The organism is Verrucomicrobiota bacterium (genome assembly GCA_027622555.1).
Lineage (GTDB): Bacteria > Verrucomicrobiota > Verrucomicrobiia > Opitutales > UBA2995 > UBA2995.
This window is the reverse complement of sequence record JAQBYJ010000022.1, coordinates 25,821-47,590: the sequence shown is the minus strand read 5'-3', so window position 1 is coordinate 47,590 and position 21,770 is coordinate 25,821. Positions and strand designations below refer to the sequence as shown.

Sequence of the window (21,770 nt, the reverse complement as noted above, 5' to 3'; positions counted from 1 at the left end):
CTATTGTACTGTGAGCTGGCTGGCGACGATTACCAAATCGCGGCCTTTGTTTATTCGGTAGATACTACCGGCAAGACTGAGTTTCTGTCCCAGGTAGGATTCGAAGGGTCGATCGAGAATCAGGTTCCGTGGATCGACAAATGCCATCCGCTTTTTACGGCTGTTCAATATTTGCCACTGGTATGTGGGTTTATTAAAAGGGTATGGTAAGCCTTTATACACGACCAGCTTTCCTTCCAGAATACGATCTATGGGTTCCCCGGGGTAGGTTTTGGTAGATGACAAATCCAATGGTTCGTAAGCCGCGATTTCGTCTTGGACTACGGCTGATTCGACTTCATAAGCAGTATCATTGCGAGCTGAAGGTAGCTCGGCAGCAAAAGCTGGTCCTGGGGCGGTTGCGGGTGTATCCGTTTCAAAGTAAACGGGGACTGAAGTTGTGACTGAGATTTTGATCCACTCGCCAGCAGCTTGGACAACTTCGGCACTAGCTCCGTCCTCCAAAATGGTCAGAAAAGCATCTTCGTCACCCGGTACAAAATAGACCGGGGCTCCAACCTGAACGGTAAGTCCTTTTGTCACATAACCTTTTCTAACGAATCCTTCGAAGGTTTGGTTAAGCTCAACCCATTTCCACACATTCGATTGCTCGGTGCTGTAAGGCATCTCAGCAGCAGCGGCTAAACGGGAATCGTTCGCCGCCAAAGTAGTAACCTGGTAAGAGCTGGAGTCCGGTTTAAGAAACACCGCTACCATTTCTTGTCCTACGACTCCCAATACGCTTGAGAATAAAAAAATGGGAAGGAGGAACGTTTTCAGAATGAATGATCTGTTCATGATATTTTTTATTTGGAAATTTATCTTTAAGTGTCTTTAGGCCAACAACAACCTCTTTTCTGCATCGGTGAGTCTTTTTACCGACCCTTTTCTTAATCCTTTGATCCCGAAATGGCCAATTTTTGTTCTTTCCAGCTCTTTCACTTCAAATCCGACCAATTTTAGCAGACGCCGAATTTCTCGTTTTTTACCATGATTCAGAGTAACCTCTATTTCTCTGGGTTTCCGGGGATTGGGTCTAATCGCTTCTGCTTTTAGATGCTCGTCTCCATCTTGAATCCCGGTCGTTAATTTGCTGATCAGTTCAAAAGGGAATTCTTTATCAAGATAAACCCGATAATACTTTAACACCTTATTCGAAGGGTGAGTTAAGGCAAACGTGAGATCCCCATCATTTGTGATTACGAGCAAGCCCTGGCTGTCGCGGTCGAGCCGACCTGCGCAATGCAGGGATGGATCCAGTTGAAAGTTTTTGGGCAGGAGTTCGAAAACAGTCTTCTTTGCAAAACGATCGGAGCTGGTACAGGTATAGCCGATCGGTTTATTTACCATGAGTACGATTTTGGGTGTCTCGACCTTTTGAACGCGACGACCGTCGAGAAATACATGGTCCTTGCCGGAAATAACTTTCATCCCCAATTTTGCAATCTGGCCGTTAACCACAATCCGACCTGCTTCTATCATGGCTTCGGACTTTCTGCGGGAGCCAACGCCGGCCTGGGCGAGAAATTTTTGTAATCTTTCAGGTGAAGCTGAACTCATGGGATATCGAAAGGAATATTAAAAACTTAAATTGACTATTATTATTGATGGACAGGATTTTGTGATTGTTTTTAATCCGCTTTTTTTATGGATGCTGAAGTAGAACCACAATACGATAAAAACAATCCATTTCTGGCAAAGCTAACCGAAAACTCCCCTCTATATAGAGAGGGGAGTTCAAAAGATACCCGCCACTTTGTGGTGGATCTTACGGGTAGCAATCTTGTTTATTCCTGCGGTGATTCCCTGGGAGTTTATCCCTCAAACCAGTCTGAAACTGTTGAGGCAGTCATAAAGGCACTGGGGGTAAACGGCGATGAACTCGTTACCCTGCCGAAGAAAGAGAAGACTATTAGCTTTCGCGAGGCCCTATCCAGAAAGCTTTCCCTGGCAGCTCCGACTCGCAAAACGTTAATGACCTTCGCTGGTAAAGTTGAAAATGAGGCGGAAGCATCCATCCTTGCTGAACTCTTGGACGATGCCAATAAGGAGTCGACCGAGGAGTATCTCGCAAATCGCGAATTCCTCGATATTCTTGAAGAGTTTCCTTCGGCAAATTTCTCTGCTCAAGAATTTGTAGATAGTTTGAGGAAGTTGATGCCGCGTCTGTATTCGATCGCATCATCCCCGCTCTTATACCCAAACGAAATTCATCTCACCGTCTCCATTATCCGCTACGAGACGAACAATCGGAAACGCGTTGGTGTTTGTAGTACCTATCTTTCGGACCGCGTAGAATTGGAAGTCTCGTCCATGCCGGTGTTTGTAGCCAAATCTCATTTCGGCTTACCCGACGATGATTCCGCTCCAATGATTATGGTGGGGCCAGGAACGGGTATTGCACCATTCCGTGCATTTTTGCAGGAACGGATTGCCAAGAATGCTCCGGGTAAGAATTGGTTGTTCTTCGGTGATCAGCATCGGGCAACTGACTACCTATATGAAGAAGAATTCGAAGCCATGAAAGCGGCGGGACATCTTGAGAAACTTGATTTGGCCTGGTCCCGGGATCAGGAAGAAAAAATCTATGTCCAGGATAAGATGTTCGAATCTGGAGCAACCTTGTGGGAGTGGATAAGAGGAGGTGCTTTCTTTTTTGTGTGCGGAGATGCCAAGCATATGGCTAAGGATGTGGATGCGGCACTTCACACCATCGCACAAGAACATGGTGGCTTATCCGAAGAAGAGGCGGTCGTCTATTTTAAGCAGATGAAAAAAGAAAAACGTTACCTTAGAGACGTCTATTAAACTCGTTTTAAATGACTGGAAAGCTTGGGCACTCTTCCGATATTTTCACTTGATCGGCCCAATAAATTGTGTCCCACTTCCCGCTTTATGAACCTGACTTTTAATGAACGTGTTGCGGTTGTCACCGGAGCTGGCAGAGGAATCGGTCGCTCCATTGCTGAAAGCTTGGCCGCGGAAGGTGTTCATGTAGTCTGTGTAAGTTTAAATCCAGCCAGCTGCGGTGCAGCCGCTGAAGGCATCCGGGCTCAAGGTGGAAAAGCGAGCTCTTTGGCTGTAGATGTCAGTGATGCTGGTGCGGTAGCAGCAGCCTGTAAGCAACTTATTGAAGAATTTGGCTGCGTGGATATTTTGGTAAACAACGCTGGGATCACAAAAGATGGCCTGTTAATCCGAATGACCGAAGAAGATTGGCATTCGGTGATAGACACGAATTTAAGCAGTAGCTTTTATTGGTGCAAAGGTCTGGTTCGACCCATGACGAAAAAACGCTGGGGTCGTATTATTAATGTGAGCTCGGTGAGTGGAATCGTCGGAAACGCCGGGCAAATCAATTATTCCAGCGCCAAAGCTGGCATGATCGCCATGGCGAAGTCCTTGGCCAAAGAATTGGCATCCCGCTCTATTACTAGTAATGTTGTCGCTCCCGGCTTTATTTCCACCGATATGACCTCCTCCTTTCAAGAAGGCGATATTGCTCAACAAGTGCTGGCAAATATTCCTCTTAAAAAATTTGGTGATCCAAAAGATATTGCCAATATGGTTACTTTTCTAGCTTCTGAAGAAGCGAATTATATAACTGGTCAGGTTTTTACTGTTGACGGCGGTATGACGATATAAACTCTGATCTATTCTAAAACATCTACTTCCTACCATGGCAGATAAAACAACAGAAGAACGCGTAATTGAAATTATCGTTAACCAGCTCAACGTAAATGAAGAGCAGGTTACTCCTGAAGCCTCGTTTTTGGACGATCTAGGAGCTGATTCACTCGATACTGTCGAGCTAATCATGGCATTCGAAGAAGAGTTCAAAGAAGAGATTGATGGCGAAATTCCTGAATCTGATGCTGAAAAGCTCCAGACGGTTGGAAACGTTATCGCTTACATCAAAGAAAAGTCTCAATAATTTTATGTTTGGGCCGTCTAGGTATGGTCCCAGTTGCTTATGCTTAACTCCCGATCTAGCAATCGCGTAGTTGTAACCGGTATGGGATTGCTCACTTCTTTGGGCGATACACCTGATGCCTTTCACGACAACTTGTTAAATGGAGTTAGTGGGATCAGCACCGTCAAAGCCTTTGATACTACGGAGTATACGTGTAAGATTGGCGCTGAGATAGCTGACTGGGATCCAACCAGGGTCATGGATATTAAGGAGGCTCGCCGAAACGATCGGTATACCCAATTCTCCGTCTTCGCTGCTCTCGCAGCTTTTAAAGATTCGGGGATCGATATGAGTAAGGAAGATCCTTACCGTGTAGGAGTATTTGTTGGTTCTGGTATCGGTGGAATGAACACGATTGAAAACCAATCGAAAGTCCTTTTTGAAAAAGGTCCGCGCCGTGTGTCTCCTTTTATGATTCCGATGTTGATTGCCAATATGGGTTGTGGTCGGGTCGCGATTGAACTTGGTGCCAAGGGTCCAAACTTCGGAATCGTTAGCGCGTGCACCACAGGCACCAATTCGATCGGTGAAGCTTTAAGGCACATTCGCTACGGCGATGCGGACGTAATGATCGCAGGGGGAAGTGAAGCGACGATAACCCAATTAGCCTATGCTGGCTTCTGCCAGATGAAGGCGATGAGTACCCAGAATGAATTTCCAGAAAAAGCGAGCCAACCATTTAACAAAGGCCGGGATGGTTTCGTGATGGGTGAAGGTGCCGGAGTCATTGTTCTGGAATCGTTGGACCATGCGCTAAAACGCGGAGCTAATATTCTGTGTGAAATCTCTGGTTATGGTGCCACCTGCGATGCCTATCATATCACTGCGCCTGAAATGTCAGGTGAAGGCTTGGAGCATGCTATAAGATTTGCCCTAAAAGATGCGGATATGCAGCCCGAGGATGTCGATTACGTAAATGCTCACGGAACTTCCACCCTTTACAATGACTTGATCGAAACCAAATCGATCAAGAATTCCCTTGGCGAGGAGCATGCTAGAAAAGTAATAATCAGCTCTACCAAATCAATGACGGGTCACCTTTTGGGTGCGGCCGGTGGAATTGAAGCGATTACTTGTATCAATACCATTCGCACTGGAGAAGTGCCTCCCACGATCAATTTGGATGACCAGGATCCTGAGTGCGATTTGAATTACACACCCAATGTAAAAGTTAAGGCCGATATCCGCGTTGCGATCAGCAACAACCTTGGATTTGGTGGTCATAATGGCACTCTCGTATTTAAGAGATACGAAGATTAGTTTCTAGGCGTTTCACCACTTGAAATCACCAGGATCAAACCGGCATTTCAATCTATGCTAATCCTGGGTTTTTCCACATTTAAATACTGTGGATTCCACGACCATCTGCGGCCAAAGCCGCTTCTTTTAATGATTCCGAAAGCGTAGGGTGAGCGTGAATGGTTCGGGCCAGATCTTCTGCGCTTCCACTATATTCCATATGCGTTACGGCTGCTCCTATTAATTCAGAGGCATTGTGCCCAAAAATTTGAACGCCGAGGAGTTTATCCGTTTTGGCATCGGCGATTACTTTTACCATTCCTTCGGTCACATCGGACGCGATTGCTCTTCCGTTTGCGGATAAATTAAACGTCCCGGTTTTTACAGCAATGTTCTGTTCTTTAGCCTCTTGTTCCGAAATGCCCACCGACGCGATTTCGGGATCTGTGTAAATAACGCCGGGAATCACGTCGTAATTCACATGGCCAGCTTTACCTGCGATAATTTCAGCTACCGCCACACCTTCTTCTTCAGCTTTGTGCGCCAGCATAGGACCAGCTACTACGTCGCCTATAGCGTAAATTCCTGCAGTTTTCGTTCTAAAATATTTATCGATCGGAATGCGGCCTTTTTCATCCAGATTAATGCCGACGTTTTCCAATCCCGTGTTTGCTGTATTTGATTTCCGGCCAACGGCGACCAAAACTTTATCCGCTTCAATTGTGATAGTGTTTCCGTTTTTTTCGGCTGTTAACAACAGCTTTTCACCGCTTGTGTCCGCACCGGTTACCTTGGTGCTTGTATGAAAGATGAGTCCTTGGCGTTTGAATACACGCTCTGCCATCTTACAGATATCATCATCATAGGTGGGCGCGATTTTCGGTAGGAATTCAATGATGGTAACTTTCGAGCCCAGGCGAGCCCATACCGATCCGAGTTCCAGTCCTATTGCACTGGCTCCAATAACGGCGAGTTGTTCGGGAACCGAATCAAAGGCGATCGCCTGGTCGCTTGATACCACTTTCTCCCCATCGTAAGGGAGAAATGATAATTCTATCGGCGAGGATCCGGTGGCAATTACGATATGTGTTGTGGTGAGCTTAATCTCCCCTTCCTCTTGCTTCACCAAGACGGAATTCGGAGATTGAATAACACCTAGCCCATGAAAAATGGTTCCGCCTTTCTTGGTTACCAGGGCTTGAACTCCACCGCGGAGCGTTTTCACGACCGCCGACTTGCGGTTCATCATTGCTTCCAAATCAAAAGAAATACCTTCGAGTTTGATTCCGTGAGTGGCTGCTTTCTTTTCGGCAAAGTGAAGCATTTCCGTGGAGTGAAGCAGTGCCTTACTTGGAATACAGCCAACATTCAAGCATGTGCCGCCGAGATGTCCTTTTTCAACCAGGGCAGTCTTTAGCCCAAGTTGTGAAGCTCTTATCGCAGCTACATAACCTCCAGGTCCGGAGCCAATAACAACAACATCAAATGTGTGATCGCTCATAATTAAACTTCGAACAATAAACGGGTTGGGTCTTCGATGGCTTCTTTCACCTTCACGAGGAATGTTACCGCCTCTTTGCCGTCTACGATTCGGTGGTCATAAGAAAGCGCCAGATACATCATTGGTCGAATAACGACCTCGCCATTGACCGCCATGGGTCGATCTTGGATGGTGTGCATCCCGAGGATGCCGCTTTGCGGTGAATTAAGAATTGGCGTTGATAACATCGAACCATAAATACCTCCGTTGGTGATTGTGAATACACCACCTTGGAGATCATCGATGGATAATTTTCCGCTTCGTGCTTTACCGGCGTAGCCGAGGATATCGCCCTCAATTTCTGCATAGGACTTTTGATCGCAATCCCTTACCACAGGAACGACGAGCCCTTTATCAGTCCCCACTGCGATTCCGATATCGTAATAATGATTGGTTACGATTTCCTGATCGTCGATTTGTGCATTGATTCCTGGTACTTCTTTCAGTGCCTTCACGACTGCCTTCACGAAAAAAGACATGAAGCCCAGTTTATGACCATACTTCGCCACAAACTTTTCCTGATGTTGTTTGCGCAGATTCATAACCGCGCTCATATCAACTTCGTTAAAAGTGGTAAGTATTGCAGACGCCTGCTGTGCCTGAACTAACCGGTCTGCAATCTTTCTACGTATGCCAGACATCTTTTTGCGGGTTGTTCGTTCACCGCTGTTGGCAGATGGTGTAGTTGATTGGCTTGGCGACTCAGTAGCAGGCTTAGGTTCAATTGCCTTTAACATGTCTCCTTTGGTTACTCGACCTGCTTTACCTGTTCCTTCGACATCCTGCGGATCGGTTCCCGTTTCGGTCGCGATCCGGCGGACCGCTGGTGACACTGGTTTAATTTCACTTTCAGCGATGGATTCAGATGAATCTTCCTCGGTGGTAGAATCTTCTGTTTTGGATTCTTCAACCTCGTCGACTTTTTCTTCCGTTGTTACAGCTGATTCCTCAATAGTCGCAACCACCTGACCAATATTGACGTCGTCGCCTTCGGCTACTTTCAGCGTAATTTTTCCCGCAACTTCAGCCAATCCTTCAGAGGTAATCTTGTCTGTTTCCAGTTCAAAAATTACTTGGTCGCGTTTAACCTGGTCGCCATCTTTAACGTGCCAGACAGCCAATATTCCGCTGCTGATAGATTCTCCTACAGGAGGGACTTTAACTTCAATTGCCATAATAAATTTCCGATCCTTAAAGATTGAATGCCTTTTCGATGAGTTCGCTTTGCTCAAATTTGTGTAATGCAAGTGAACCTACCGCTGTGCTCGCTCCACTGCTTCGTCCTGAATAAGAGATTTTCTTTTCAAATATAAGTTCAAGTCTGGGTTCAATAAAAGTGTAGGCACCCATGTTCTGAGGTTCTTCCTGGCACCAGACTATTGTTTCAGCGGACTGGTATTTCTTCGCCAATTCAATCAACCGGTCTTTGTGAAGTGGATACAGTTGTTCGATTCGAATTATCGCTGTGTCTTCGATATTATGATCAATCCGGTAATTATAGAGATCCCAATAAATTTTACCTGAACACAGTATGATTCTCTTTGGCGATTTTGGGGCGGCTGCGTCGTCGAGAATCTCCTCGAAGACGGCCTCTTCCAATTCTGAAAATGTGGATACCGCATCCTTGTTCCGAAGCATACTTTTTGGGGCCATAATAACTAATGGCTTTTGAAATTCCCGACGCATTTGTCTCCGGAGAACATGGAAATATTGGGCAGGTGTTGAAAGGTTGCACACCTGGATATTATTCTCAGCACAAGCTTGCAAAAAGCGTTCAAGTCTCGCTGACGAGTGTTCAGGACCTTGGCCTTCGTAGCCATGCGGTAGTAGCATCACAATACCGGATACCCTTTGCCACTTTGATTCGCTGGCAGTGATGAATTGGTCGATAATTACTTGAGCGCCGTTAACAAAATCTCCGAATTGCGCTTCCCACAGACATAGCATTTGAGGGAAATCCTGTGAGTACCCGTAGTCGAAACCAAGAATAGCGGCTTCAGAAAGAGTTGAATTGTAAACGCAGAATTGCGCTTGGTCTTTATCCAGGTTTTTGAGAGGTATAAAGCGTTCGCGATCTCGCACATCGTAGAAAACAGAATGACGTTGGCTAAAGGTTCCTCTTCTTGAATCCTGACCACTTAAGCGTACCGGAGTATTTTCCACCAGAAGCGTACCGAAAGCGAGTGATTCAGCATAGGCCCAATCAATATTCAGCTTTTCATCCCAAGCTTTTCGGCGACCTTCAATGAGACGTTTAATCTTGGGATTCACATTAAAACTCTCCGGAACAGTTGTTAATCCGTGTACTACTTTTTGAAGGAGGTCTTTTTTTACTGAAGTTGGAACCGGGTTGAAAGAGTAATAGGTTCCTGTTTCCTTCAATCGTTTTCTTTCATTCTTCAGAGCTTCAAACTCAGCGGCACTCTCCGGATTCTCTTCCGAGATTTCCCGATTGCGTTTCACAGATTTGAACGCGGATTCCAAGGTTTCCTGAAACTTGGATTCAATCTGGGCCGCCTCTTTTTCTGATAAGGTTTTTTCAGCGACCAATTGTTCGATCATTATCTGGGAAATGCTTTTGTGGGTGCTAATCTCTTTGTAGAGCGTTGGTTGAGTAAATGCTGGTTCATCCGTTTCATTATGGCCGTGTTTCCGGTAACAATACATGTCAACCACAACGTCTCGTTGGAAAATTTGGCGAAATTCCAGTGCTAGTTCCACAACCATAACGACGGATGAAGGGTCGTCTCCATTCACGTGGAAAATCGGAGCTTCAATCATCTTGGCCACGTCTGTTGCATAAGCGCTTGATCGAGAATCGTGGGGCAGGGTGGTGAACCCAATTTGATTATTAACGATGATATGAATCGTTCCTCCCGTACGATAACCCTGGACTTGCGAAAAGTTTAGAGTTTCTGCAACGATCCCCTGGCCGGCGAAGGCCGCATCCCCGTGTATAAGAATGGGTAAGACCTTCTTGCGTTCCAGATCTCCTCTGATCCGTTGCCTTGCTCTCGTCTTCCCTTGAACAACTGGATTAACTGCTTCCAAGTGACTTGGGTTTGCAGCGATTTGCATTTCAATCTGGGGACCCGCTTGGGTCGTTACCATGGAATGAAATCCGAGGTGGTACTTTACATCACCATCTCCAAAAATGGTATTGGCGATATAGTTTTCGGAAAATTCCTCAAAAATAAACTCGTACGACTTGCGAAGAATATTCGTTAATACATTGAGGCGACCTCGGTGGGCCATGCCGATCACTATTTCTTCGACGCCGACAACGGGTGAATGTTGGACGATCCCATCCAATGCCGCTATCAATGTTTCAGCTCCTTCCAGCGAAAAGCGTTTTTGCCCCAGGTACCTGGTGTGGAGAAAGCGTTCAAAGCTCTCAGCTTCCAATACTTTCGTAAGAATACGATTTTTTTTCTCTGCTGAAAAATGCGGAGTGTTTAGAGATGGCTCGATTCGATTCTGAATCCACCGGCGAACTTCGGTTTCCTGAATATGCACATACTCGACACCAATCGAACCACAATAAATGCATTTTAATAGGTCGATGATGTTCTTCAACTTCATCGATTGCTCATGAATGAGGTGTCCCGTTTGGAAAGTATCTTCGAGGTCGTCTTCGGATAAGTTAAAATTCTCCAGTTCCAAACGGGGTTGAACCAGGTTGTGTAGGCCCAGAGGATCAATTTTGGCTATGGTGTGACCCAATGAACGATAAGCATAGATAAGGCTATCTACTCTGGTTTGTTTGGCTGCTTTCTCCAACCAACCGGGACTGCCATCTTCCTTAATGTGTTTCGCTTCCCGCGACTCGCCTAATTGAAAACCTTCAAAGAAGGCTTGCCAGTGAGAATCTACGGACGCGGGGTCTTCGACCCAGTCTTCGTAGTATTGGTCTATAAGCTTCGCATTCCACTGAGTTGCAAACGTGAGATTTTTCATTTAGTAGTTCTAAGAATAAAAAAGGTTGAAAGGTATTCAGGCCAAATAGACTCTGCAAGCTCACCGATAGATTTTTTTTGTATATAAGATTCAATTTATTAATAACCGCACCAGATAATAAGAAGTAATGATCGAAGAAGAAATTTCAGCCCTTATTAGAGATCTTTTAGTAGCCACAGCCGAAGCTGATTCAGAAGGAGTCCTTAAAGCGACCCTGGCTCTTGATTCGTTGAATAAAGAGCGAGGCTCTGAGATTAATGGACATCTAAAGCATTATTTGGATAAGCGTAGTTACCAAAAAGCACTGGTGTTTATTGAAGGATAAGCGGAATAACGGTTCTTAAATTTGACATGGGAAAGAAAAAAGAACGGTTATCAGTCTCAGGCGAAGATACATTCGAAAACAATCCATTTGCTGCTCTTTCGATAGAGGGGCTTAAATCTTTGCCCGCGAGCAGTCCGGTGATTTCGAATTCTTCTTCAATTGAAAAAAAGAAATCTCGGGGTCGATTGGACGTTAAACGCGAGAAATCCGGTCGTGGAGGTAAGACAGTGACCGTAGTTTATGGCATGCAGCATATCGAGCTGCGGGAACGGGAACACATTCTGAAACAATTGAAAACCTCTTGCGGCGTTGGTGGAGCTTTGAAAGGGCCTACGATGGAAGTCCAGGGGGATAATCGTGAAAATGTTCAGCGTATCCTGGAAGAAGCAGGGTTTAAGGTCGTTCTTGCAGGTGGGTAATAGGGTCCCTGTTATTCTTGAAAATAGCCTCTGGCTTTCAGGCCTTCGAGGATACTCAAGGCTGACTTGCTCATATTCATGACGTATAGATGAAAGCCAGGCGCTCCATTATCAAGTAATTCGGAAATCTGTTCGACAGCCCAATCCACACCTATCTCACGTTGGGTTTCCTTGTCTTCGCCTGTTTTCTTGAGTCGCTGATATAATGGTTCGGGTAACGTGATGCTAAAGCGCTTTACCTGGTCGACATTTAAAACCGGCAATATACCTGGTAGAACCGGCTTTTCGATCCCTAGGTCCTTGAGTTTCTTTACGAATTCAAAATACCGTTGATTGTCGTAAAAGAGCTGTGTCGTTATGAAATCCGCGCCTTGATCGATCTTAAACTTCAGATGCTTAAGGTCTTCATCCAACGAAGGTGCTTCTGGGTGTTTTTCTGGATATCCAGCTACCCCCATACAAATATCGGGAAAATTTGTTTTGATGAAGGCCACCAAATCGCTTGCGTATCGGAATCCATCTTTGGTCGCTACAAACTTGTCCTCTCCCTTGGGTGGGTCGCCTCGCAATGTCATGATGTTGCGAAATCCCTCATCATAAAAACTCTGAATAATGTCCTTTAACTCCTCCTTTGTTGAGCCAACACAAGTGAGGTGGGGCATCATTAGCCAACCCAATTCGTTTTGAAGGCGCGCGGTAATCCCCTGTGTAAGTTTTCTTGTAGAACCTCCGGCTCCATAGGTTACAGATACAAAATCAGGACCAAACTCTTTCAATCGGGTGGCTGCCAGGAATAGTCGACGTGTGTCCTCTTCAGTCTTTGGAGGAAAAAACTCAAGAGACTTGATAGGCTTGCCCGATTGCAGGAGCGAGGAGATTGCCTGGCTATTCATATTATGTATCAACGTATCCTGATATGTTGATATGTAAAGTTCATATTCCTCAGTTTTCTGCAAAATCAAAGCGAACACCATCTGGCTGATCCGGGGCTTCCTCCTTTAATCTCAATTGTCCGCAGGCTGCATCAATATCGTGTCCTTTCTCGCGCCGGACCGTATGTGAGATTTCGGCCTTTTTAAGGACGTTGGCGAAGGTGTCCTGTCTCAAAACATTGGGCCGTTTCCATGCGAGCCCTTCGACGCGATTATAAGGAATCAAATTTACGTGGGCATGAAGATTTTTCGCTATTTTCACCAGCTCCCTGGCTTCATCCAGCGAATCATTGACATCTTCAATCAGAATATATTCCAGAGTGAGCATGCGTCCGTGTTTCACAGCAAAGGCCTTGGCCGCGGGAATCAGCTCCTCAAGAGGATATTTGCGATTTATCGGCATGATCTCTGTCCGCACTTTATTCGTCGCTCCATGGAGGCTGATAGCCAGACGAAATTGGACGTCTTCTTCCGATAGCATTTTTATCTGCGGCACCAAGCCCGACGTTGAAACAGTAATTCTGCGTGCACCAAATTTGAGGCCCCAATCAGCGTTTATGATGCGTATGGCTTTCATGAGATTGTCATAGTTGGCCAACGGTTCGCCCATACCCATAACAACAATGTTATCGAAGGAGGGTATTTCTGGTTTTGCTCTTGGCGTGCGCCCATCCTCCATATGGCAAACTTGCAATAGCTGGGCCACGATCTCTCCTGGAAGTAAATCTCGTTTCCAACCCATAAGGCCTGAGGCGCAGAATTTGCAGCCGTAAGCACAGCCGACTTGTGTTGAAATACATACCGTGATTCTCGACTCCTTTTGGCCAATTCCCTTCATGGGCGCGCGGATTAGAACTGTCTCGATGAACGAGTCGTCTCCGAGTTGCATTAATAACTTATTCGTAACATCCTTGGACTCTGAATTAAAGAGTGGTTTGACTGGCTCTAAAATGTAGGTATCGACCAACTTTGCTCTCCAATTCCCTGGCAAGTTGGTCATTTCGGCCCAGGTTCTAACGCGACTTTTGTAGAGCCATTCTGTCAATTGCTTGGCACGGAATTTGGGCTGTCCACATTCCTTCGCAAACTGTTCCAATTCTTCCAGGGATTCCCCGTAGATGAGCTTTTTATCAGGTTGGTACTTCATCGCTTGTTAAAAATGATGAATTGGAAACTGTGGAGATTTGGCATTGTCAAGTTGAAGCAGTCTGGTGTTTGTTTGTACTGTACCGTAATGATCGCAACAAGATAGGGTGAAAACGCTTAATTTATATATTTTCCGCAAGGTATTATTCGCCTGTGTGATGTCGGTTGGATTGTTCACCTTGATTTTGCTTATGGCCAGAGCAGTTAAGGATGTGGTTCCTTTGCTCAGTATTGGATATCTTGATTGGTACCAATTCCTTGGGATGTTGGCCACATTGGTGCCGTTTGTTGCTTCGTACGCATTGCCTTTGGGAATGTTGACTGGTGTCCTACTCGTTCTTGGCAAGTTGTCGGCTCACAATGAAATCACCGCTATGCGTTGTGCAGGATTGAGTATATGGCGCATTTCAGCTCCCATTTTGGCTATCGCAGTGTTGGGTGTTGCTGGTTCTGTCATGGTCAATCACTACTTTGCACCCAATTCGAAGGCCGCCTACAGAACTCAGATGGTTAATACGATTAGCCAGGATCCGCTGAAACTGATTGTCGCCAAAACATTCATTCGCGAATTTCCTGGCCGGGTTATCTATATAAATGAAGAGACGGATTCAGAGTTGAGAGATTTTTGGATTTGGCAGTTGGATGATAATCGGAATGTCCACCAGTTTGTCCGGGCCCAGCGAGGCATATTCAGTTTCGACGCAGAACAGGAGGCGTTAATTCTTACCGTCTTTGATGGGTACGCCGAAAACAGAGATCAAAAAGACCCGGACGGCTTGGATAAACCGGTCATAGCGATTAATTTCGACAAAGGTAGGATTAAGCTCCCTCTAGCCGGATTTCTTGGAAAATCAACCTATAGCAAAACGCTTTCCTCACTCAATTTTAATGATCTTCTGGAAGAGCGTGCGAAGACTTTAACTGATTCAAATTTGGATCCTCAGGAAAAACGGGAACAGGTTATTCGCGTTCAGTCTCAAGTTCAGCACAATTTTGCGATGGCCTACTCGGTCCTGTCCTTAACCTTTTTGGCTATTCCTCTGGGGATCAAAGTGGGGCGCAGCGAAAGCTACGCTAACATCATGCTGGCGTTGGGAATGGCGTTTATTTACTACCTGGCGATTATCATCGTCGGATGGGTGGAAAAAAATCCGTCGCTGCGTCCTGATTTGCTCATATGGATACCAAATATAAGTTTTCAGGCCATTGGGTTTTACTTATTTGGTCGGGTAACCAGTAGGTAATTTATTGATGTTGTAGATTCCTGAAATTAAGGGTTGCTGAATCGCCAAGCCATTACAAATCTACCCCACTTTTATCCATGTATCTGAAGGAAGTCAGGATCAACGGATTCAAGAGTTTCGCCGATTATACCCAACTATCGCTGGAACCTGGAGTAACCGCTATCGTTGGCCCGAATGGGTGCGGCAAGAGTAATATTGCCGACTGCATTCGGTGGGTTTTAGGCGAGCAGAGTGCTAAGGCGTTGCGTGGTGGAAAGATGCAGGACGTCATTTTTGAGGGGACAGATAAGCGAAAACCTCACTCCCTTTGTGAAGTAAGTCTAATTTTCTCTGACTGCGAAGAACAGCTAGGCGCAGGATTTCACGAGGTTGAAATCAAGCGTAGCGTCGTTCGTGACGGTGCCAGCAATTATTACATAAATGGTAAATCGTGTCGTCTAAAAGACATCGGCAAACTGTTTATGGATACTGGGGTAGGACAGGTGTCATATTCCTTCATGGTCCAGGGCCAGATTGACCAGATTCTTTCCTCAAACCCGTCCGAGCGCCGTACCATTTTTGAAGAGGCGGCGGGTATCACACGATACAAGGCCCAACGGAAAGAAGCGCTCAATAAGCTTTCTCATGTGGACGCCAACCTGGCTCGGGTTACTGATGTTATTGAGGAAGTTTCCAGGCAAATCGGCTCATTGCGTAGACAAGCAAGTAAAGCGCTTCGCTATAAACGTGTTTCTCACAGGCTCAAGCACTTGGATCTTTCGTTAAGCAGTCATGAGTTTTCCGAAATTCAAGCCAGTCTTAATTCGGCAAGTCAGCATAGTAAGGAATTTACGGGTAAGGTGGAAACGCTGAGGAAGTCCGTAAGCACTAAAGAACTTGGGCTTGAGGGAAAAAGAGAATTGAGAACGAACCTATATTCAAATTTGGAAGTCTCTCAACAGGGTATTTTTGATCTGCGATCCAAGAAAGATCAGGCGGACAATCAGTCAAAATTTGCACAATCAAGAATCGAGGATGTCACCCATCGGCTTGAACAAATAGATGTGGAACTGGAAAATCTGGTTCGCCGTTTCGAGGAGGTACAAAATCGATCGCAGGGTGATGTAGAGGTTCGCCAGCAGCAGTTGGATCTCGTTGGTAATTCCGATGAAGTTTACCAATCCAAAACGGATGAACTTAGCGAGGTTCAGACGCGAATCGCTACCGCCGAAGCCAACCTGTTGAATGAACGACGTTTGATTGGTGAAAACGAAGTCTCAATCGCACGGTTAAGGACTGAAGTTTCTCACCTCGAGGTTGCCCTCAAGACTTACGAAGTAAAACAGTCTTCACTGAAAGAGGACGTGCATCGGCTCAGAGATGAAACCAGCGTATTTGAAAAACAACTTCTGGATCACGATAGTCGATCTCTGATTCTCGAGTCTGAAAAAACCGAAGTAAATGCGCAGCTTGAAATAGAGGTAAAATCTTCTGAGGGTTTGCTGGGTAGTTTCCGGAATTTGCAAGTTGAGATTCAAGACATGGATCGGCAATTGGCGCGTATGGCTGCTCACCTCAATGTGCTCAATGACCTGAATAAAAAATTTGAAGGATTCAGCGAAGGGGCAAAGGCCGTGTTACAGGGCAGGATCGATGCGGTTGTAGATACGCGTGAATTTAGTCTCCTGGCCAAGAATATAGAAGTGTCTTCCAAGGATACCCGAGCTGTCGAAGCGCTGTTGGGTGCTTCTTTGGATGCATTACTTGTCGATTCCGCAGAAATCGCCCAATCAGTGATAAAACAGCTTGAGATCCGGAAGCTTGGGAAAGCTTGTCTTCAATTTCCTGTAGAACCACTAAAAGTCGGTGAAACCATCGACGTACCGGAATTTCTTATAAGGGCTGATTCGGTGGTCGATTCCAAAGAGTTTCGCACTTCTCAGGCATTGGAGCGCGTGCTGGCAGGGTGTTACATCTGTGAAGACGTCGAGGCGTTTTTGGCATTTTGGAAGGCAACCCCCGAGTTTGCTTTTTCTCGAATCGCTTCGAGATCGGGTGATTTGGTCGACCGTCGAGGATGGTTCGTTGGTGGCCATAGCAAAAATGAACCAGATAGTATACTTGAGCGAGTGAACCAGATTCGTGATCTAAAAACCAAGATCGGTGAGCACGAAACTGGATTGGAAGGAAAGCGTGCATCTGCCCGGGGGATCGATGAAAAACTTGAAAAGGTGAAGGAAGCGATTGAATTGCTTAAAACCCGAAAACAAGAAATCCACCGTGAAGAATCTGTTCTTGAATCTGAAAAACGCACGGCAGAAGCGTCTTTGGGAAAAAGCCGCGACCGCTTGACGCTTCTGGAAAAAAATATTTTGGAAATTGAGACTGATCGATCTCGATCGTCAGAGAATCTCAATACTTCGAGAAACAAGCTTGAGGGGGCTGAAAGAGCCATCGATGAAAAACGTTCGGGCGTTGATCGATCGGAAGAATTGCTTCGTGAACTCCGGGACGAGCGTGAACAAAAACGGGAAGCGCTTTCTGAGGTTCGAGTCGAATTGGCTGCAAAGAAGCAGCAACTGCAAAGTCTTGAGAGAAGCCTTCAGGAGATGAAGGATCAGTTAGTTGAAATCGAAAGTATTCGGCTTCAGCGCAATGATGAAAAAAGTTTTCTAAGTAACCAAGTTGATGAGCTGACTCAACAGATAGAGGAGCAAAATGTCTTGGCAACTGAACTATCGGCTGAGTTACAAACAGCCCAGGCTGCAAGCAACGAGTTGCGTGAGCAGTTGATGGCTCAGGAAAAAGAAATTTCTGAAAAGGAGGTGAGTCTGGCTGAAGACCGCAAAGAGCTTCACTCCTATGAAGCATCCCTCAATAAGGAGGCGATCATTCTGGCCGAAAAGAAGTCCCAAATGCGTTATCTTTCGGAAGAAATCATGCGTGAGTATGATATTGAATTGGCAGAGATCAATTGGCGCCGCGAGTATTGTATCGCAAATCAAAAACTAGTCGAAAAATTATCTTTGGACCTCGAAGATGAGGATGCGGAAGCTCCCGATCCGGAAGATATGCCTCAGATTAAAGAGCCTACTGATCTAGACCTGGAAAATTTAGAAGAGCCTGATTGGGCTCCAATAGTGGAAGAAGTGAAAGTGCTTCGCAAAAAGCTTCATTCAATGGGTCCAGTCAATCTGGTAGCTATCGAAGAGTATGCTGAATTACGCGAACGTCATGATTTTCTGAAAACGCAGAGCGAGGATCTATGGAATTCGAAGGACCAACTTCTCGCCGCGATCGACGACATTAATCAAACGTCGCTGGCTCAGTTTAAAGAAACCTTCATGCAGGTGCGTGAGAACTTCATTTTTACCTTTGATAAATTGTTTGGTGGCGGAAAAGCCGATTTAACTCTTCAGGATGCTGAGGACCCTCTCGAATCTGGAATCGAAATTATTGCACAACCTCCCGGCACTCGATTGAAGTCAATTTCCTTACTGTCAGGGGGGCAAAGAACCATGACAGCTGTCGCCCTTCTCTTCGCGATTTACATGGTAAAACCAAGTCCATTCTGCCTATTGGACGAATTGGACGCGCCGTTGGATGAAGCGAATATCGGACGTTTCGTGGATATATTGCGCCAATTTACCAAGCACTCTCAGTTCCTGATCATCACTCACAATAAACGTACTATTTCGAGTGCTGATACCATTTACGGTGTTACCATGCAGGAACGCGGAGTTAGTAAGGTGATTTCGATGCGTTTCAACCGCGATGCAGGTTCGGCTGAGGAAGTGGAACTGGCAACTGTGGATGCGTAAAGGTTTCTGGATAATCAACTTTGAGGAGCGGATTATCCGCTGGTTATAATCTAGGTTTGCCTTTACTCGTTTGTATTTTTATTGTTTTTGCGTCTTCTTATTAGAACGACGGTTCTCTCAATGAAATACCTCGCATGTGCATTTTTCTTAGTGTTGGTGCCAGGAATATTTGGGTCTGCTAAGCTCACTTACAAGTATGATGAGGTAACCTACTCGGTCGATGGTTTCGACCTGGCGAGGCCGTTTTCAATCGTAGATGGTACGAAGAAATATCTTCCATTGGATGGGATGTGGGGACTGGAAATTCTCAATGATTCTTTTTGGGATAACTGTCATTTTCCTAAAACATACGAGCTTTCCCGCGATATCGTTTCATATAAGGATAGTGATGCTTCTGGCCGTTACCTTATCCGCTTGGAAAGAGACGAGTTTCCTCGACAGTTTTTGCATTCTGAGGAATCCCCTTTGTCATTTTATTGGGAGGATGATCAATTCCAATCTACGCTGGTCGTGTTAGGTTGGAGAAGTAAAAGCCGTATTAGCTCTGTCAGGCTTTTTCATACGAATAGACCTGTCTCCAGCTTTTCGATAAATCACTCCTTTAAGAATTTTAGAGTAGACGAGGAGGACTTGGGCGGGCATCCGTTTATATGTCTTTTAAATATGGATACGTTCGAGCCTATTCCCGGACGGAAGAATTTCACAATGAATGCAGATTATCTGTATCGCCTGGCATGTATCGGATCGGATGAGGACTTCGGTAAACTCGGCCTTCCTAAAAAACAATTGTTGAAATTAAGAATAGGGGATAATCTCTCTTTGATGCATGGAGCGGCATTGTACGGAAACATGAGTGTGTTGAAGTATTTGGAGAGAGTGGGAGCTCATAACATTAAGGAGAAGGACTATAACTCTGTAATTCGTTACGCAATATTTGGGGGAAAGATTGATTCCGTAAAATTCCTTAGCGATTTGGGACATAGTTCTATTCGTAAGCTTAGCGAAGCTCAGACGCCTTTTCTCGATGCCGTCCATTTGGGTCATGTCGAGATTGTGGACTTTTTGACGGATGACTCTAAATGTTTAACATTTAAGGGCGAGTGGGGGAATGCTGCCTTCAGGTCCTTGGTAGCAGGAAGGCCGAAAATCTATCAGCTGCTTATGGACAAGATCGGTGATCGGGATTTTAAGATTGAAACTGGGGTGACGGATATTGAGGTCATAAATCTGTTTCATCCCTTGCAGAACAATTGTTCAATGGGGAGCCTGGAACTGGTAAAGGCACTGTTTGAACTGGACGAAGATCTTGTTAAACTCATCAATTCCAAGCATAAGGATTTCAACGCTGTCAGGCTGGCGGTGCGCTCCGGCAATCCAGATCTTGTTCAGTTTTTGATCGATAAAGGAGCAGACCTTGAAACTACTTTCGGATCTAACTCAGAAACGCTGCTACACTTTGCTGCGAATGAAGGATTACCCAGAATTATCAGACTCTTGGTAGATGCGGGCATAAGTATCAATGTGAAGGATGGTCGAGGAATGACACCCCTCTATACGGCGGTGTTGGCCAAAAAATCCAGTTCTGTTCATGAACTCCTCGCTTTGAATGCTGATCCGAATCTTAAACCACAAAAGGGTCCGGCGCCAGTATGGATGGCTGTTATCCAGGATGAGAGAGAAAGTATTAAGTCTTTTATTCAATACGGTGCAAATTGTGCATTGGATCAAAACTTGGCTATGCAGGTGATGGACTATGCTCTGGCTTTCGATATTCCTGAAGTTGTTGAAATATCTTTGGACCAGTGTCTAACCGCCGATTTTAGTTTTACTGGATCTGTACCTGGGATCTCGTGGTCGACCCGGTTGGAAGGGTTCGGTTTCCGAAATTCCGCGAAAAACTTCCTTGGGATTTGAGTCTCTTTTTAAGGGAAAGTATTCGCAAGTGGCGTATCGAAATGAATAATACGGACCAACCAAACACAGCTTATAACGTTTCGATTTCTTTGATGCTCAAGTCGGATGACTACGGTGTAAAGGTATTTGAGATTGTGGAAGTAGATGAAGCTCCTGTAGCTACTAAAACCTACGTCCCTCAATATCCGCCGATATTAAAATCCAGTAGAATTCAGGGAAGTGTTTCTGTTGTGTTTACTGTAGATCCAAAAGGAAATGTCAGAGATGTCGAAGTCGAGTCTTCAACAAATAGAGGGTTTAATCAACCAGCTGTTGATTCGGTTAAGCGTTGGAAGTTCAAGCCTGGCATCAAAAACGGTAACCCAGTCTATACTCGCGTTCGAGCCCCCATGCAGTTCAATTTGGAAAGAAATTAAATGAACACGTTACTTAACATTCTTTGGTTTCTATTCCTCGGTGCGGTAAATGGACTCGGCTGGTTCATCGTTGGGGTGATAATGTTTATTTCGATTGTGGGCATTCCATGGGGGCGGGCCTGTTTTACAATCGGTGTGTTTGTATTGTGGCCATTTGGTCGAGGATTTGTGGATCGCCGTATATCTCGTGGCGAAAAAGATATTGGTACTGGGACATTGGGTGCCGTAGGAAATGTAATTTGGTTTGTGTTAGGGGGCCTTTGGTTGGCAATCGGACATTTGACTACCGCTTTGCTTCTCTTCGTAACCATAATTGGCATCCCTTTTGGGATTCAGCATCTCAAAATTGCCGGATTGGCTTTGTTTCCAATCGGAAAGGAGATTGTTGTGATAAATAACGTAGGTACCCGGAAGCTATGAGCTATGATGCTCGATAAACTAAAGAAATTATTTGGAGGAAACTCTGGTGCCACCGGGCAAGTAGGGGAGCTCGCCGCCGAGAAGTTTTTAATCCGGGAGAAGGGTTTTAAGATCTGTGAGCGAAATTGGAGAAGCGGTAGAGACGAGGTAGATTTGATTGCTTACGAGTCCGAAATCCTGGTTTTTGTTGAAGTTAAAACGCGACGTGCTGGAGGATTGGTCCCTGGCTATTACTCCGTGGATAATCGAAAGAAACGTGCGTTAAAACGGGCAGCTCAAGCTTACATGCGAACTCTAAAACGGACACCGATTACTTATCGTTTGGATGTTGTTGAAGTGAACCATTCTCCTGAGAAAAATTGGGAGATATTTCATTTTTCAAATATCGATTGGTAAAACTGACAAA

General features: G+C 45.4%; 19 protein-coding genes. 12 read left to right on the top strand and 7 right to left on the bottom strand.

The genetic code is table 11. The annotated features are described in order from the left end of the window. On the bottom strand, positions 1–837 hold the full coding sequence (locus O3C43_08055; GenBank protein MDA1066441.1) for a hypothetical protein: 837 nt from the start codon (positions 835–837) through the stop codon (positions 1–3). Between the two features lie 36 nt (positions 838–873). Further along, the gene (locus O3C43_08050) at positions 874–1,599 is read right to left on the bottom strand and encodes a pseudouridine synthase (GenBank protein MDA1066440.1); all 726 of its coding nucleotides are present in this window, start codon (positions 1,597–1,599) and stop codon (positions 874–876) included. Positions 1,600–1,686: 87 nt separating this feature from the next. Here O3C43_08050 and O3C43_08045 point away from each other — a divergent pair, with 87 nt between their 5' ends. The 4 genes from O3C43_08045 (at position 1,687) to fabF (ending at position 5,272) form a co-directional block, all read left to right on the top strand. Then, positions 1,687–2,847, top strand: coding sequence for a sulfite reductase subunit alpha (locus tag O3C43_08045; GenBank protein MDA1066439.1), 1,161 nt, complete (start codon positions 1,687–1,689; stop codon positions 2,845–2,847). Between the two features lie 87 nt (positions 2,848–2,934). Continuing rightward, positions 2,935–3,684 (top strand): 3-oxoacyl-[acyl-carrier-protein] reductase, encoded by a 750-nt coding sequence (gene fabG / locus O3C43_08040; GenBank protein ID MDA1066438.1) that lies wholly within the window; start codon positions 2,935–2,937, stop codon positions 3,682–3,684. A gap of 34 nt (positions 3,685–3,718) precedes the next feature. Next, positions 3,719–3,973: an acyl carrier protein gene (locus O3C43_08035; GenBank protein MDA1066437.1), complete on the top strand. Its 255-nt coding sequence runs from the start codon at positions 3,719–3,721 to the stop codon at positions 3,971–3,973. 39 nt (positions 3,974–4,012) lie between these two features. Then, complete coding sequence (gene fabF / locus O3C43_08030; GenBank protein MDA1066436.1) at positions 4,013–5,272, top strand: beta-ketoacyl-ACP synthase II; 1,260 nt, start codon at positions 4,013–4,015, stop codon at positions 5,270–5,272. Positions 5,273–5,351: 79 nt separating this feature from the next. Here the strand turns inward: fabF and lpdA are convergent, their stop codons facing one another. Genes lpdA through O3C43_08015 form a run of 3 tightly spaced genes read right to left on the bottom strand, consistent with a single transcriptional unit; the run spans position 5,352 to position 10,748 of the window. After that, positions 5,352–6,752 carry a dihydrolipoyl dehydrogenase gene (gene lpdA, locus O3C43_08025; GenBank protein ID MDA1066435.1) on the bottom strand — a complete coding sequence of 467 codons (1,401 nt, stop codon included), beginning with the start codon at positions 6,750–6,752 and terminating at the stop codon, positions 5,352–5,354. Positions 6,753–6,754: 2 nt separating this feature from the next. Next, the gene (gene odhB / locus O3C43_08020) at positions 6,755–7,966 is read right to left on the bottom strand and encodes a 2-oxoglutarate dehydrogenase complex dihydrolipoyllysine-residue succinyltransferase (GenBank protein MDA1066434.1); all 1,212 of its coding nucleotides are present in this window, start codon (positions 7,964–7,966) and stop codon (positions 6,755–6,757) included. A 16-nt stretch (positions 7,967–7,982) separates the two neighbouring features. After that, positions 7,983–10,748 carry a 2-oxoglutarate dehydrogenase E1 component gene (locus O3C43_08015; protein MDA1066433.1) on the bottom strand — a complete coding sequence of 922 codons (2,766 nt, stop codon included), beginning with the start codon at positions 10,746–10,748 and terminating at the stop codon, positions 7,983–7,985. Positions 10,749–10,875: 127 nt separating this feature from the next. On the opposite strand from O3C43_08015, the gene O3C43_08010 reads away from it, so the two are divergent. Both O3C43_08010 and O3C43_08005 read left to right on the top strand, forming a co-directional pair. Beyond that, a complete protein-coding gene (locus O3C43_08010) occupies positions 10,876–11,073 on the top strand; it encodes a hypothetical protein (GenBank protein MDA1066432.1) in 198 nt (65 codons plus the stop codon). Positions 11,074–11,099: 26 nt separating this feature from the next. Beyond that, the gene (locus O3C43_08005; protein ID MDA1066431.1) at positions 11,100–11,492 is read left to right on the top strand and encodes a translation initiation factor; all 393 of its coding nucleotides are present in this window, start codon (positions 11,100–11,102) and stop codon (positions 11,490–11,492) included. An 11-nt stretch (positions 11,493–11,503) separates the two neighbouring features. Here the strand turns inward: O3C43_08005 and metF are convergent, their stop codons facing one another. After that, positions 11,504–12,385 carry a methylenetetrahydrofolate reductase [NAD(P)H] gene (metF, locus tag O3C43_08000; GenBank protein ID MDA1066430.1) on the bottom strand — a complete coding sequence of 294 codons (882 nt, stop codon included), beginning with the start codon at positions 12,383–12,385 and terminating at the stop codon, positions 11,504–11,506. A 49-nt stretch (positions 12,386–12,434) separates the two neighbouring features. Beyond that, entirely contained in the window at positions 12,435–13,571 is a 1,137-nt protein-coding gene (gene rlmN / locus O3C43_07995; protein MDA1066429.1) for a 23S rRNA (adenine(2503)-C(2))-methyltransferase RlmN, read from the bottom strand. Positions 13,572–13,677: 106 nt separating this feature from the next. Here rlmN and O3C43_07990 point away from each other — a divergent pair, with 106 nt between their 5' ends. The 6 genes from O3C43_07990 to O3C43_07965 all read left to right on the top strand — a co-directional run bounded on the left by O3C43_07990 (position 13,678) and on the right by O3C43_07965 (position 21,760). Next, on the top strand, positions 13,678–14,814 hold the full coding sequence (locus O3C43_07990) for an LptF/LptG family permease (GenBank protein MDA1066428.1): 1,137 nt from the start codon (positions 13,678–13,680) through the stop codon (positions 14,812–14,814). 77 nt (positions 14,815–14,891) lie between these two features. Beyond that, entirely contained in the window at positions 14,892–18,614 is a 3,723-nt protein-coding gene (gene smc, locus O3C43_07985) for a chromosome segregation protein SMC (protein ID MDA1066427.1), read from the top strand. Between the two features lie 120 nt (positions 18,615–18,734). Beyond that, positions 18,735–20,528 (top strand): ankyrin repeat domain-containing protein, encoded by a 1,794-nt coding sequence (locus tag O3C43_07980; GenBank protein ID MDA1066426.1) that lies wholly within the window; start codon positions 18,735–18,737, stop codon positions 20,526–20,528. 41 nt (positions 20,529–20,569) lie between these two features. Continuing rightward, positions 20,570–20,944 carry an energy transducer TonB gene (locus O3C43_07975; protein MDA1066425.1) on the top strand — a complete coding sequence of 125 codons (375 nt, stop codon included), beginning with the start codon at positions 20,570–20,572 and terminating at the stop codon, positions 20,942–20,944. Further along, positions 20,945–21,364 (top strand): YccF domain-containing protein, encoded by a 420-nt coding sequence (locus O3C43_07970; GenBank protein MDA1066424.1) that lies wholly within the window; start codon positions 20,945–20,947, stop codon positions 21,362–21,364. Positions 21,365–21,367: 3 nt separating this feature from the next. Then, positions 21,368–21,760: a YraN family protein gene (locus O3C43_07965; GenBank protein ID MDA1066423.1), complete on the top strand. Its 393-nt coding sequence runs from the start codon at positions 21,368–21,370 to the stop codon at positions 21,758–21,760. The last annotated feature ends 10 nt before the right edge of the window (positions 21,761–21,770 follow it).

Excerpts from the sequence above, each read along its gene's own strand:
- smc (MDA1066427.1), top strand. The coding sequence starts at position 14,892 with ATGTATCTGAAGGAAGTCAGGATCAACGGATTCAAGAGTTTCGCCGAT.
- O3C43_08005 (MDA1066431.1), top strand. The coding sequence starts at position 11,100 with ATGGGAAAGAAAAAAGAACGGTTATCAGTCTCAGGCGAAGATACATTC.
- odhB (MDA1066434.1), bottom strand. The coding sequence starts at position 7,966 with ATGGCAATTGAAGTTAAAGTCCCTCCTGTAGGAGAATCTATCAGCAGC.
- O3C43_08035 (MDA1066437.1), top strand. The coding sequence starts at position 3,719 with ATGGCAGATAAAACAACAGAAGAACGCGTAATTGAAATTATCGTTAAC.
- O3C43_07980 (MDA1066426.1), top strand. The coding sequence starts at position 18,735 with ATGAAATACCTCGCATGTGCATTTTTCTTAGTGTTGGTGCCAGGAATA.
- lpdA (MDA1066435.1), bottom strand. The coding sequence starts at position 6,752 with ATGAGCGATCACACATTTGATGTTGTTGTTATTGGCTCCGGACCTGGA.
- O3C43_08045 (MDA1066439.1), top strand. The coding sequence starts at position 1,687 with ATGGATGCTGAAGTAGAACCACAATACGATAAAAACAATCCATTTCTG.
- O3C43_08010 (MDA1066432.1), top strand. The coding sequence starts at position 10,876 with ATGATCGAAGAAGAAATTTCAGCCCTTATTAGAGATCTTTTAGTAGCC.
- O3C43_07970 (MDA1066424.1), top strand. The coding sequence starts at position 20,945 with ATGAACACGTTACTTAACATTCTTTGGTTTCTATTCCTCGGTGCGGTA.
- metF (MDA1066430.1), bottom strand. The coding sequence starts at position 12,385 with ATGAATAGCCAGGCAATCTCCTCGCTCCTGCAATCGGGCAAGCCTATC.
- O3C43_08050 (MDA1066440.1), bottom strand. The coding sequence starts at position 1,599 with ATGAGTTCAGCTTCACCTGAAAGATTACAAAAATTTCTCGCCCAGGCC.
- fabF (MDA1066436.1), top strand. The coding sequence starts at position 4,013 with ATGCTTAACTCCCGATCTAGCAATCGCGTAGTTGTAACCGGTATGGGA.
- O3C43_08015 (MDA1066433.1), bottom strand. The coding sequence starts at position 10,748 with ATGAAAAATCTCACGTTTGCAACTCAGTGGAATGCGAAGCTTATAGAC.
- rlmN (MDA1066429.1), bottom strand. The coding sequence starts at position 13,571 with ATGAAGTACCAACCTGATAAAAAGCTCATCTACGGGGAATCCCTGGAA.
- O3C43_07975 (MDA1066425.1), top strand. The coding sequence starts at position 20,570 with ATGAATAATACGGACCAACCAAACACAGCTTATAACGTTTCGATTTCT.
- fabG (MDA1066438.1), top strand. The coding sequence starts at position 2,935 with ATGAACCTGACTTTTAATGAACGTGTTGCGGTTGTCACCGGAGCTGGC.
- O3C43_08055 (MDA1066441.1), bottom strand. The coding sequence starts at position 837 with ATGAACAGATCATTCATTCTGAAAACGTTCCTCCTTCCCATTTTTTTA.
- O3C43_07965 (MDA1066423.1), top strand. The coding sequence starts at position 21,368 with ATGATGCTCGATAAACTAAAGAAATTATTTGGAGGAAACTCTGGTGCC.